This is a genomic window from Aequorivita sediminis (assembly GCF_032080575.2).
In the GTDB taxonomy this organism is placed as follows: domain Bacteria; phylum Bacteroidota; class Bacteroidia; order Flavobacteriales; family Flavobacteriaceae; genus Aequorivita; species Aequorivita sediminis.
Map to the genome: position 1 here is coordinate 277,468 of NZ_JAVLSO020000001.1, position 13,916 is coordinate 291,383.

Genomic DNA, 13,916 nt, shown 5'->3' on the forward strand with positions numbered 1-13,916 from the left:
ACAATGTTTCATTGAAAATAGTAGATTTGTAGGTATTAAATCTTTTAAAACTCCTAAAAAACTAAAATCATGTTTAAAAAACTATCTCTTTCCTTAGTTTTTACAGTATTTGCATTTGGCTCGTACGCGCAAACTATTGTATCAACTTCCCCTCAAGACAAAAATGTTGTCTTAGAAGAATTCACAGGAATTTATTGTCAATTTTGTCCAGACGGACATTCACGTGCTCAAGCTATTAAAGATGCTAATCCCGACAGAGTCTCGTTAATAAACATCCACACTGGCGGATTTGCGAATCCTTCAGGTAATGCCCCTGATTTCCGAACAAATTACGGTGCTGCCATTGCTGCACAAACTGGTTTAACTGGATATCCATCTGGAACGGTTAACCGTCACGTATTTTCTGGAAATAACACTATACTTGATAGAACACAATGGGCAGGTAGAGCTAACCAAATTTTAGGAACTGCTTCAAATGTAAACGTAGCTGCCGAAGCAAATATAAATGTGCAAACCAATGAGCTAACAGTTCACGTAGAAGCTTATTATACCAGTAGCAGTGTTGAATCTACAAACAAATTGAATGTGGCTGTATTACAAGATAACACCAAAGGACCTCAAAGTGGTGGAGGTCAAGGCAGCAATTACAACCATATGCATCGTTTGGTTGATCTAATTACCGGACAGTGGGGTGAAGACATTACGAATACTACAGCCGGAAGCTTCATCGATCGTACTTTCACTTATACTATACCGGCAGACTATAGAGATGTTCCTACAAATCTTGCTGATATGAAAGTAGTTGTATTTATTACAGAAACTACTCAAGAAATACCTACTGGTGTAACAACTTTACCTACATATACAGGTCTAACAAATAATAATGATGCTGCGATAGCAGAAATTCCTGAAATAGAACCTACTTGTGATACTGAATTATCAGCCAATGTAGTAATCAAAAATTTAGGCGCAGACCCAATTACTTCGCTACCTATTACATACACAATTAATGGTGAAGCGCACACATTTACATGGACTGGCAACTTATTATCGCTTAGATCGGAGACGGTTTCTTTACCAGCAGTAACCTATACGTTAAATAGCACAAACACACTGGAGGTTACTATCCCTAACGACGACGATAACTCTAACAACTCACAATCTACCACTTTTGACCAAGCAACTGAAGGTACAGGAACAGTTAACTTAGAAATTCGTACCGATGGATATGGATCTGAGTGCCGCTGGAACATTAAAGATAGCAATGGGAACATTATCGAAAATGGTGGACCTTACCCAAACAACACTACAGTAAACCTTACATTTAATTTAGATGAAGACTGTTATTTATTTACTGGGATAGACACTTGGGGTGACGGTGGAACAAGATTCACATTAACTGATAGTGAAGGAACCCAACTGTTTTACGCAGTAGGTAATTGGGGAGCTGAAACCACAGGACAGTTTGGTAGTAACGGTGTATTAAGCACTGAGGAATTTAGCACTGAAAACATTGCTCTTTATCCTAACCCAGCAAGTACAGTTCTTAACCTTAAGAATGCTGAAAATGCAAATATCGAAGTTTATGATATTTTAGGAAAATTAATTCTAACTCAAAATAACCTTGATGTAGACGCTCAAATAAATGTTGCTAATCTACAAGCTGGAACCTATTTTATTAAAATCTCTAAAGATAACTCGGTTACAACTAAGAAGTTTTTAGTTACTAAATAGTTTTAGAAGTACATATTTTGAAAACCCCGATTCGTTCGGGGTTTTTTTATACCTTAACCCTACAGAAGATACAACTGCAAGAGTTCTCATTTTAAATCAATACCAATATGAAATATACTATCAAGAAGGAAAAAACAATTTTTGATGACCACTACAAGATAACTGAGGGACAAATAACCCACGATACTTTCAATGGAAATGAAATAACAGTTAGACGTTTAGCATTTGAAAGAGGTGACTCTGTGGCGATACTTTTATATGAAAAGGAATCGCAAAGCTTGCTCCTAACCAATCAGTTTAGGTATCCTACTTGCAAACACCACAACGGATGGCTGCTCGAAATTCCGGCTGGTTCTCTAGAAAAAGATGAAAATCCCAAAGATTGTATTACAAGGGAAGTGCTAGAAGAAATTGGATATAAAATTGAAAACCCAAAACTAATAAATACTTTCTACACCTCACCCGGCGCTAGCACCGAACGCATTTTTTTATATTTTGCAGAGGTTTCAGTTCAAGACAAAATTTCACAAGGCGGTGGAGTTAAAACTGAAAATGAAGATATTCAACTTGTTAAGTTACCTAGAGCAGAAATTCATTCGAAAATCACCGAATATAAAGATGCAAAAACCATACTCGCACTACAATGGTTTCTTATAAATAACCCAGTTTAATGAAGCTCTGGTGGTTTTAATTACTAAAACAAATCGAAATTCCGCCTGAAGCTACTTCTCTTATCCTTTATATTTAAGTGGTAAATACACCACACTTTTCGTTTCAAAAAAGTCTTCTTCAAAGTAATCTTCTAAAGGATAAATTTCAGCATTTTTATACACTTTTAATTCTTCTGTTAAATCACCTCCTTTTAGATAGAGAATTCCATTTTTACGATCGTGTAGACTCTTTTTAGCAATTTTTCCGTTTATCCAATGTACAAATGTTTCCATTTGCGCTACAGCACGACTTACAATAAAATCGTAATTACCTGAAATAATTTCAACTCTTGCATTTGTAGTCTTTACATTTTTTAATTGCAAACCATCTACTACTTCATCTACTACTTTTATTTTTTTTCCTATGCTATCAACTAGGTGAAATTGAACATCTGGATATAAAATAGCAAGTGGAATACCTGGAAAACCACCTCCTGTACCAACATCTAAAATTTTGGATCCTGGTAGAAAAGTTTGAATTTTCGCAATTCCAAGCGAATGCAAAACATGTCTTAAGTATAGTTCGTCAATATCCTTTCGAGATACTACATTTATCTTTAAATTCCAGTCTTGGTAGAGTTTTTGTAATTGCTCAAGCTGGTTCTTCTGAATATCAGTAAGTTGCGGGAAATATTTTAAAATTAGCTCCATATAAGTAAATAAGTGGCAAAAGTAGAATATCTTAACTAAAATTGTGAATTTCGACAACTAGATTTCCATAAAAGATGTCTATTTTTGTTCAATCTACAATTTATATTACCCTTGTTAACTATTACATGAATCAAAAAAACTTAAACTTCTCAAGAAAGGATAGCGCCAAATTCTTTAGAACACTAAATAAACGAGTAAACGATTATTTCAAAGAAAACGAAATTGATAAATCAGGAAATTGGAAACTTCACCTGAAAACAATTGTTATGTTTTCACTTTATCTCACCCCTTACTTTTTATTTTTAACACTAAATTTCCCTGGATGGGCTCAATTACTGCTTACCATTATTATGGGAGTAGGAATGGCTGGTGTGGGTATGAATGTTATGCACGATGCTAATCACGGGTCGTATTCATCCAAAAAATGGATAAATAAGGTTATGGGCAGCAGTATGTATATTCTTGCCGGGAACGTCTATAATTGGCAAGTACAACACAACGTGCTACACCATACTTATACAAACATTCACGGTCACGATGAAGATTTAGAAGCAGGACGTATTCTTAGATTTTCAGAACACTCTAAATGGAAGCGTTTCCATAAATATCAACACTGGTACAGCGTATTACTTTATGGATTATTAACCTTTAACTGGGTATTAACTACAGACTTTTTTCAAACTAAACGTTATTTAGCTAGAAAACTATCCTACGGTAAATTCCCTAGTCCGGTAAAACAATGGAGTATTTTAGTAATAACAAAAATTATTTACATTTCCTTATGGATAGTAATTCCAATTTTGTTCTTCAACATTGTATGGTGGAAAATATTGATAGGTTTCTTCATTATGCACTACGTTGCTGGATTAATCCTAAGTATTGTTTTTCAACTTGCTCACGTCGTTGAGGATACCGAAGTCTTCCTTCCAGACGAAAGCGGAACTATGAAAAATACATGGGCTATTCACCAGTTATTTACTACAATGAATTTCTCTACAAACAATCCAATTGTTAATTGGTACACTGGCGGATTAAATCACCAAGTAGAACACCATATTTTTCCAAACATCAGTCATATTCACTACAAGAAAATTTCTGAAATTGTAAAAAGCACCACAAAAGAATTCAATTTACCTTATAAAGAATATAAAACTACCAGAGAGGCAATAGCTGCCCATTTTAGACATTTAAGAGAAATGGGGCAAAAACCTGCTACTCTAACTGCTTAACTATTATGGACAAAAGACTTTCAAATCGCGTTAATGCGATGGCAACTTCAGCTACATTAGCAATGGCTGCAAAAACTAGAGAACTTAAAGAACAAGGAGAAGACATTATTGGGTTAAGTCTTGGCGAGCCTGATTTTACAGTTCCGGATTACATCAAAGATGCGGCAATTCAAGCAATTAAAGACGATTATCATTCTTATACTCCTGTAGATGGTTATGTCGAGCTTAAAAACGCTATAATTCACAAATTTAAGCGAGATAATAACATTTCATATAAACCTTCTCAAATAGTAGTATCTACAGGTGCCAAGCAATCTTTAGCTAACTTAACCATGGTCCTTTTAAATGAAGGGGATGAAGTTTTACTTCCAGCCCCCTACTGGGTGAGTTATGCAGATCAATGTAAAGTTGCTGGAGGAGTTCCGATAGAAATTCCCACAACTATAGAAACCGATTTTAAGATTACTGCAGAAGCACTAGAAGCTGCAATTACTCCAAAGACAAAAATGATTATTTACAGTTCACCTTGCAACCCAAGTGGTTCGGTTTACAGTAAGGAAGAACTTAGAAAATTAGCCGATGTATTAGTAAAATATCCAGATGTAATTGTAATTAGCGACGAGATATACGAACACATCAATTTTAGTGGTGGTCACGCTTCTATGGCAGAGTTTGATGATATGTCCGACCGTACCGTAATCGTAAATGGCGTTTCAAAAGCCTTTTCCATGACGGGTTGGCGTATTGGTTACATTGGTGGCCCAGAATGGATTGCAAGAGCTTGTAACAAAATGCAAGGTCAAGTAACTAGTGGAGCAAATGCTATTGCTCAGAGAGCCGCAATTACAGCTTTAGAGAATCCACCTAGTAAAATTAAATTTATGGTCGATGCTTTTAAGAAGAGAAGAGAACTCATACTAGAATTACTTTCAGAAATTGATGGTTTTAAGATTAATAAACCAGAGGGTGCCTTTTATGTTTTTCCAGATATTTCTTATTTCTTTGGGAAAACACTTCGTGGAAAAAATATTACAAATGCTTCAGATTTATCACTCTATTTATTAGAAGAAGCCAAGGTAGCTACTGTAACTGGTGAGGCTTTTGGAGACCCTAATTGCATTAGGCTTTCATATGCTGCATCAGAAAGCGACATTAAAGAAGCTATTCGCAGAATTAAAGAAGCTCTTTCTTAACAAGGTGTTTTTTTAAAAAATAATAATATTTTAGTAGCAGGATTAGTTAAATACAACTAATCCTGTTTTGTTTTTATAAATTCTCTGTAATTTAGGCAGCTTAAAATCAAAAAAAAACTAACTTTAATGAAAACAAAATTTACATTATTTCTTATTCTTTTTGCTTTTGCATTCGGGGCTAAAGCACAAGATAGAACCAAAGCCACCTATGTAGGTACAGTAGGAAATGTAGTGCATGTTCCATCAATTGCTTCCCAAGCCGCACAGAACGAATTAGCTCCTGCCCGAGTTAAAAAATCTGTGATGCAAGATGGTAGAGCATCGCGAAACTTAATTGTACCTGGAAAAGATCCTCAAATTGAAGATGATTTCTTTGTTAGAAATCCTCATAAATTAACACAAGCTCTAAAGGGACGCACCCCTTCGTTAGTTTTTGATGCTGCCTCATCAAACTCACAACCTACCGATCCTGCCGTTGGCGTTGGCCCTAATCATGTGTTTGTTGTTTTTAATACTGGTTTCAGAATTTTCGATAAAAGTGGAAACCCTTTAACTGGACAATTAAGCCCTAATCCAACTATTTTTCCTAATGGTGGATGTTGCGACCTAACTGTCTCTTATGACAATGCAGCTGATAGGTTTGTCATTACATTTCTTGGTAATGGTGCTCAAATTGCAGTATCAGATGGGCCAGACCCTGTAAATGATGGATGGTATGTTTATAATATTGCTCAAATTAGTGACTATCAAAAACTTTCAATTTGGAGTGACGGATATTATATGACCGATAACACAAGTGCAACCAATAAGGTATATGCCATGGAGCGTTCAAAAATGCTTAATGGAGACGCTTCAGCAAAAATTATTGGATTTCCACTTCCAGGAATTGTAAGAAATGGCTTTTACAGCCCGCAAGCTTTAAACGTTACCAACAATAACCTTCCGGCTCCTGGAGCAGCTCCTATTGTTTATCTTCAAGACGATGCTTGGTCTGGTGTTTCACAAGATCATGTAAAATTATGGACTATAGATGTTGATTGGGCAACTCCTGCCAATTCAACAATTACATCGCCAATCGAACTGACCACGACTCCATTTATATCCGTTTTTGACGGCGGAAGTTTTTCTAATCTTTCACAACCTGGTGGTGGTGCTGCAATTGATGCACTTCAAGCAACTATCATGAATCAGGCTCAATTCAGAAAATTTAACACGCACAACGCTGCGGTATTTAATTTTGTTGTAGATACCGATGCTACTAATGGTGAACTTGCAGGAATCCGTTGGTTCGAACTTCGTCAAGATGGCGATGGGCAACCTTGGAGTATTTACCAAGAAGGAACGCACACTTCTCCCGAAGGAAAACACGCCTGGCACGGAAGTATGATGATGGATATGCAAGGTAATATAGCCATGGGATATACTGCTATGGCAGGGCCAACTACACCAGATCCAACTTCTAAAAGAGTGAGTTCATACTATACAGGGCGATTTGCAAATGACCCGCTAAACACCATGACCATCAGTGAAGAATTAATTGCAGCGGGAAATCAAAATATTCCTGGATTGCGATATGGAGATTACAGTAAAATTGATATCGACCCTGTAAACGATAAGGAGTTTTGGTATATAAACGAATATATGAACAACGGTAGAAAAGACGTTGTAGGTGTTTTTCAAATTGCACCAAACTTTAACAAAGATGTTGGGGTGGTAAGTATAGACAGTCCTGAATCTGGAACACTTTCAAACAGTGAAACTGTTAAGGTTACTATATTCAACTATGGAGAAGACAGCGCTTCCAACTTCCCAATAACTTTTCAGATAGATGGTGGTACAATAGTTTCTGAAACGTTTTCAGGAACAATTCCTTCTTCTACAACTGCTGAATACACCTTTACAGCTACTGCAAATTTAGGAACAGTTGGCACAACCTACTCTATCACCGCTGCAACAAATATGGCTGGCGATGAAAATACAGACAACGATTCGCTTACAAAATCTGTTACCTTCTTAGAGCCGAATGATATTGGAGTAAGTGATATTTCCTCACCTACCTCTGGTACACAGCTAAGTGACTCAGAAGAAATAACTGTTACAATCACAAACTTTGGAGGTGAAACACAATCAAATTTCGATGTATCGTACAATTTAGAAGGAACAATTGTTACCGAAATTGTTGCGGGCCCACTAGAAGGAAATTCAGAGATTGCTTATACCTTTACCGAAACAGGTGATTTTTCTGCTTTCGGAAATTATGATTTGAGCGCTTACACGTCGCTGCCTAATGATAGCGACACTTCTAACGACACAACTTCTGTAATAATTACAAATCAGAATTGTACACCAACGATGAACTGTAATTCAGGAGACGGTTTACGATTGTTCAATTTAACCACCATTGATAACCCTTCAGAATGTGAAGGATATGCTGACTTTACCGATCAAATTGCGGTTATGGATCCAGATACTACTTACGACCTTACGTTGAAAACCAACTATGGGAACCAATATGTTCGTGTATGGGTAGATTTTAACGACGATTTTGTGTTTTCACAGGATGAAATTGTGGTAAATAATGTTATTATTGGTCAAGGACAAACATCGGGTACCTTTACATTAACAACACCATTTGTAGTTCCTGCAGATGCTGCTATAGGGCAACATTTAATGCGCGCTAAAACAAACTGGAATGCACCTGTTCCTAATGATGCTTGTGAAGAAACAACTTTTGGAGAAACAGAAGACTACAGCGTTCAAATAGGTGAATTAGGAGTTGGAGATTCAATTTTTAATGAGAACGGACTTACTGTTTTATCTTTAGATAACAATGTGTTCGATATTAAAGTGGAAACTCAAGATTACCTAAAAGATCTTCAATTGTCTGTTTATAACATCTTAGGACAAAGATTGCTTTTTAGAAAACTTGAAAATGAAGGAGGAACTTATAGTTATACACTAGATATGGGTTATGTAGCAAAAGGCGTTTACCTAATCCGTGTTGGTAATCGAGATACCGGAAGAGTACAACGTATAATTGTGAAATAATTATTTTTTACAATTAACATAAAAGCCCAAAGCATAAAATTTGCTTTGGGTTTTTTTATGAATTCTATTGCTGTATTTTTACCAAAAATCGATACATGGCCAAAATTTTATTATTAGGAAGCGGAGAATTAGGTAAAGAATTCACCATTGCCGCCAAGAGAATCGGACAAACAGTTATAGCTGTTGATAGTTATAAAAATGCACCTGCAGCCCAACTCGCAGATTTTGCCGAAGTTATAAATATGCTAGACGGCAAGGCCTTAGACGCTTTAGTTGAAAAATACAAACCAGATTATATAGTTCCAGAAATTGAAGCTATCCGTACGGAACGGTTTTATGAATATGAAAAGCAAGGTTATATGGTTATTCCTTCAGCGAAGGCAGCTAATTTTACCATGAACCGCAAAGCCATTCGCGATTTAGCTTCAAAAGAATTGGGATTAAAAACGGCAGCTTATCGCTATGCATCCTCGGCCGCAAGTCTTAAAAAAGCGGTTTTGGAAATTGGAATGCCCTGCGTGGTAAAACCATTAATGTCTTCTAGCGGAAAAGGTCAAAGTACTATTAAAACTGAAGAAGATATTGAAAACGCTTGGACCTATTCACAAGATGGGTCCCGTGGTGATGTGGCCGAAGTTATCGTAGAAGCCTTTATAGATTTTAATCATGAAATTACGTTACTAACCGTAACACAACGCAATGGAGAAACACTTTTCTGTCCCCCCATTGGCCACCGACAAGAACGTGGCGATTATATGGAAAGTTGGCAACCCGAGCCAATGCAAACTGAGGTTTTAAAAGAAGCTCAACAAATGGCCGAAAGAGTTACCACCGCCCTAACAGGTTGTGGCATTTGGGGAGTAGAATTCTTTGTGGCCGATGACGGTGTTTACTTTTCTGAACTTTCTCCAAGACCGCACGATACTGGAATGGTAACTCTTGCAAAAACACAAAATTTTAACGAGTTTGAATTACACCTAAGGGCTGTTCTTGGACTTCCAATTCCAGAAATAACTCAAGAACGCATTGGCTGTAGTGCAGTAATTTTAGCTTCAGAAAATTCAGATAATCCGACCTACAGCGGACTTGAAAAAGTAGCCGCATCACCTAAAACAGATTTTAGAATTTTTGGTAAACCAACTTCTCGGCCATACCGAAGAATGGGAGTGGTTTTAACCTATGATAATGTAGATGGAAATATTGCTGAAGTAACCGAAAAAGCAAAGAATCTTGTTAAACAGGTTAAGGTGAATTAAAGATAAACTTTAAGATTGAGCGGAATATTAAAAATCAACTATCGATAAGTACTCCAGTATTTGTTTATAAAACTTAAGAAGTAGATATTCTATGTTTTAAAAATAATTATAAGGGTAATACCAAAAGGCTATAGAAACCTTGCCGAACAATGAGATGAGCGGAAAATTATTCATTGCAAAATTATTCTTAAAACAATACCAGACCCTGTCCCCCTGAGCGCAGTCGAAGGGTGTATTTAATTGCCAGTTTAGAAATGAATTATAAGTTGGAGTAATGCCTACAAGGTTATAAAAAACCTTGCAGGAAATTAATTTTCTCGTCGAATTCTGAATTTTAACTTCCAATTATCGATTTCTCCAGAAAAATGGCGTTAATAAGATAAGAACTGTAAATAGCTCCAATCTTCCTATTAACATCAAGAAGCTCGACCACCATTTTGCCGCATCTGGCAAATGCCCATAATTTTCTACTGGACCGAGACCACCAAGTGCAGGCCCTATATTTCCAAGTGTTGAAGCAGCCGCACCTATAGCTGTTATAAAGTCTAAGCCCACCCAAGAGAAGACTAATGTTCCAACTATAAACGACAGCATATAAAGTATAAAAAAGCCTAATATATTAAAAACAATAGGTTGCTGTACAGCTTTTCGGTTATATCGCACAGGCAAAATTGCATGGGGATGAAGAGTTCTTTTAAATTCTAGTACTCCATTTTTTATCATTATTAGATGGCGCATAATTTTTATTCCTCCTGAAGTAGAACCTGCACATCCTCCTAAAAACATCATTCCAAAGAAAAATATAGTTAAAAATGGCGTCCAGGCGGTGTAATCTGCACTTATAAATCCTGTAGTTGTAATTACCGTAAGCACTTGGAATAATGCATGACGAACTGCGCTTTCAAAAGGCCCCCATACCGTTGGATGAGCAACACTAGAAAGAGACATATCTGCTTCGAAATATATTAATAAAGCAGCGATTAACGTAAACCCTAAGATAATAGCAGCGTACATTTTAAACTCTTCATCTTGAAATACTTTCTGAAACTTTCTTTTAAATGCAAAATAGCTGAGAACGAAATTACTACCCGCTAAAAACATGAAAAGTATAATAATATATTGCACCAAAGGGTTGTCGTTCCAATAAGCTACGCTATTGTTTTTAGTAGAAAACCCACCCGTGCTCAATGTCGATAACGAATGGTTTATAGCATCGAAAAAACTCATCCCCGCCAACTTAAGAAGAATTGTTTCTGCTATAGTGTATCCCACATAAATAAGCCAAAGTCGTTTTGCAGTATCGGTAATTCGAGGGTGAAGCTTATCACCTCCAGGCCCCGGAGCTTCAGCCGCAAAAAGTTGCATCCCACCTATTCCCAATAATGGGAGAATAGCTATTGCTAAAACGATTATTCCCATACCTCCTATCCAATGTGTAATACTTCGCCAAAAAAGCACACCCTTAGGTACCGCTTCAATATCAGATAAAATAGATGCTCCCGTAGTTGTAAAACCACTCATAGTTTCAAAAAAAGCATCGGTAAAATTTGGGATTGCAGCCGTAAAAAGATAAGGGAGGGTACCAATCAACGCCATAAAAATCCATCCAAAAGCTACTATAATATAACCCTCACGCTTTTGAATTTCTTTTCTATGATTTTTAGTTGAAATCATAATTATTCCTCCAAGCCCAAGCGCTACAGACCCAGAATAAATCATTTGAGCTAAAACTCCATCGCTATAATACCAACTAATTATTGCAGATAAAAGCATAAATCCGCCATTCACAACGAACAAAAGCCCCATTAAATGCGCTATAATCTTAAAGTTTAGCTTGGTGAGGGAGTTCATTACACAAATAATTTTTCAACCTTATTTATAGATTGAGGAAGACAACATACTACCACTCTGTCTCCTTGTTTAATTTCAAAATCTCCTAAGGCAATAATCCCTACTCCGTCTCTAACTACACCCCCAATAATTGCAGAATCAGGAAAATGGAGATCTTTTATTTTTTTGTTACATACCTTAGAATGCGAAGACACCATAAACTCTAATAACTCAGCATTCATATTATTCAACTTAGTCATAGCCACAACTTCTCCTTTTCTTACATAACGGAAAATATTATTGGCAGCCAACAATTTCTTGTTAATAAGTGTATCTATGCCTATGGAATGCGACAACTGAAAATAATCCATGTTTTCTACTAGCGCTATCGTTTTCTTAACTCCTTTAGATTTTGCTACCAAACACGACATAATGTTAGTTTCACTGTTTCCTGTTACAGCTATAAAGGCATCCATTTCTTCTAGAGATTCTTCTAAAAGCAAATCTACATTCCTACCATCTCCATTAATTACCAAGCAGCTTGGTATCTCATCAGCAATTTCGAAGGCTTTGTCTCTACTGCTTTCAATCAATTTTACTTTAAACTTTGCCTTACATAAGTCTTTGGCTGTTTTATATCCAATCTTACTACCTCCAAGAATCATTACATTTCTAATATCTTGCTTACTCTTACCAGAAAGTTTAAAGATTTGTTCGTTTCCCTTTTTTACTGTGGTAAAATAAACTTGGTCACCTTGTTTAAATTGAGTATCACCTCTAGGTATAATTGTATATTGTGTCCCAAAGCGTTGAAGCGCAATAGGCACATATTTTAAATCTGGATAAATTTTAGCGACTTCTTTTACAGTTTTCCCAACAAATGCTGAAGCTCCTGAAAGACTTAAACCAATCATGGTTAGTTCTCCTTCTTCAAATTCGTAACTTTCATTAAATGCACTTTGATTTAAGAGAAGTTCAATTTCGTCGGAAGCTAGCGATTCTGGAGAAATGAGTTCATCAATTCCAAACTTAGAGAATCCTACATCGTTCTTTTTCTCAATAAATTCGGTGTTAGAAATACGGGCAATTGTACGTTTGGCACCTAATTCTTTAGCTAAAACACAAAGTGTAATATTGGTAGTTTCACTTGAAGTAACTCCAATAACTAAATCTGTTTCGGCTACTCTACTATCTTGCAATACTGAAATTGAGGTTGCGTCTCCTCTTACCACACGTATATCCAAATGTGTATCAGCATTTGCTAATGATTCGCGATCGGTGTCTATTAAGGTTATATCTTGCGATTCAAACGAAAGTAGTTTAGCAAGATGAAACCCTACCTCTCCCGCACCAGCGATAATAATTTTCATGAAAAATTTGTTTTAGCGAATGAAATAAGTGGATGCAAAGATAAGTATTTATGATATTGATATTGAATATTAGCGCATTAAAGTATATATTTTTACTTCTTGAAACTTTAACAAAGGTAGTATCATCTGTCCAAAAAATATGTAGTTTTGTAGGCGTACAATTATGAAGAAAAAAATAACTCCCTACAAAGATTCACAAGACGGTAAAAAGAAACAAGTTGAACAGATGTTCGACAACATTTCTGAGAATTATGACGGCTTAAACCGTGTAATTTCACTTGGCTCTGATATTAAGTGGCGAAAAAAGGTTATTAAAATGGTTGGTGATACAAAGCCAAACGCAATTTTAGACATCGCTACTGGAACTGGAGATCTTGCTATACAATTTGCTGAAAGTACAAATGCTGAAAAAATTGTTGGTCTAGACCTTTCGGAAGGGATGCTTTCTATCGCCAAGAAAAAGGTTTTTGGGAAACCAATTTCTCAAAAAATTGAATTTATTCAAGGCGATTCTGAAGCTTTACCTTTTGAAGACAACACCTTTGACGCCATTACAGTTTCTTTTGGTATAAGAAATTTTGAAAATCTTGAAGTAGGGCTTTCAGAAATACTTCGAGTGTTAAAGAACAATGGAATCTTTGTAGTTTTAGAAACTTCTGTACCCTCAAAATTCCCTTTTAAACAAGGTTATAACTTATATTCTAAAAACATTTTACCGCTTATCGGCAAAATATTTTCTAAAGATAAAGTTGCCTATAAATATTTAAGTGAAAGCGCCTCCACATTTCCACATGGTGAAAAGCTCAACAATATTTTAAAAGAAATCGGGTTTAAGAATGTGGAAAATCATCCCCAAACTTTTGGTGTAGCTACCATTTATAAAGCAACAAAATAA

The 13,916-nt window shown here is 36.1% G+C and carries 10 protein-coding genes; 7 read left to right on the top strand and 3 right to left on the bottom strand.

What is annotated here, in order from left to right; genetic code table 11:
• Positions 1-69: 69 nt before the first annotated feature.
• Together RT250_RS01340 and RT250_RS01345 are read left to right on the top strand one after the other, a co-directional pair.
• Positions 70-1,734, top strand: a complete 1,665-nt coding sequence (locus tag RT250_RS01340; protein WP_313111430.1) for a T9SS type A sorting domain-containing protein — start codon at positions 70-72, stop codon at positions 1,732-1,734.
• 107 nt (positions 1,735-1,841) lie between these two features.
• The gene (locus RT250_RS01345; protein WP_313111432.1) at positions 1,842-2,405 is read left to right on the top strand and encodes an NUDIX hydrolase; all 564 of its coding nucleotides are present in this window, start codon (positions 1,842-1,844) and stop codon (positions 2,403-2,405) included.
• A 60-nt stretch (positions 2,406-2,465) separates the two neighbouring features.
• Here RT250_RS01345 and rsmG read toward each other — a convergent pair whose 3' ends face one another.
• Complete coding sequence (rsmG, locus tag RT250_RS01350; protein WP_313111435.1) at positions 2,466-3,095, bottom strand: 16S rRNA (guanine(527)-N(7))-methyltransferase RsmG; 630 nt, start codon at positions 3,093-3,095, stop codon at positions 2,466-2,468.
• A 125-nt stretch (positions 3,096-3,220) separates the two neighbouring features.
• Here rsmG and RT250_RS01355 point away from each other — a divergent pair, with 125 nt between their 5' ends.
• From RT250_RS01355 to purT, 4 genes are all read left to right on the top strand, one after another.
• Entirely contained in the window at positions 3,221-4,324 is a 1,104-nt protein-coding gene (locus tag RT250_RS01355; protein WP_313112168.1) for a fatty acid desaturase family protein, read from the top strand.
• A 5-nt stretch (positions 4,325-4,329) separates the two neighbouring features.
• The gene (locus RT250_RS01360) at positions 4,330-5,517 is read left to right on the top strand and encodes a pyridoxal phosphate-dependent aminotransferase (protein WP_313111437.1); all 1,188 of its coding nucleotides are present in this window, start codon (positions 4,330-4,332) and stop codon (positions 5,515-5,517) included.
• A gap of 126 nt (positions 5,518-5,643) precedes the next feature.
• A complete protein-coding gene (locus tag RT250_RS01365; RefSeq protein ID WP_313111439.1) occupies positions 5,644-8,565 on the top strand; it encodes a GEVED domain-containing protein in 2,922 nt (973 codons plus the stop codon).
• A gap of 95 nt (positions 8,566-8,660) precedes the next feature.
• Positions 8,661-9,821, top strand: a complete 1,161-nt coding sequence (gene purT, locus RT250_RS01370) for a formate-dependent phosphoribosylglycinamide formyltransferase (protein ID WP_313111441.1) — start codon at positions 8,661-8,663, stop codon at positions 9,819-9,821.
• A 345-nt stretch (positions 9,822-10,166) separates the two neighbouring features.
• Here the strand turns inward: purT and RT250_RS01375 are convergent, their stop codons facing one another.
• Both RT250_RS01375 and trkA read right to left on the bottom strand, forming a co-directional pair.
• Positions 10,167-11,672, bottom strand: a complete 1,506-nt coding sequence (locus tag RT250_RS01375; protein WP_313111443.1) for a TrkH family potassium uptake protein — start codon at positions 11,670-11,672, stop codon at positions 10,167-10,169.
• Positions 11,672-13,021, bottom strand: a complete 1,350-nt coding sequence (trkA, locus tag RT250_RS01380; protein ID WP_313111445.1) for a Trk system potassium transporter TrkA — start codon at positions 13,019-13,021, stop codon at positions 11,672-11,674. The genes RT250_RS01375 and trkA overlap by 1 nt, the downstream gene beginning before the upstream one ends.
• 163 nt (positions 13,022-13,184) lie before the next feature.
• Between trkA and ubiE the strand changes: the two genes are divergently transcribed.
• Positions 13,185-13,916, top strand: a complete 732-nt coding sequence (ubiE, locus tag RT250_RS01385; protein ID WP_313111448.1) for a bifunctional demethylmenaquinone methyltransferase/2-methoxy-6-polyprenyl-1,4-benzoquinol methylase UbiE — start codon at positions 13,185-13,187, stop codon at positions 13,914-13,916.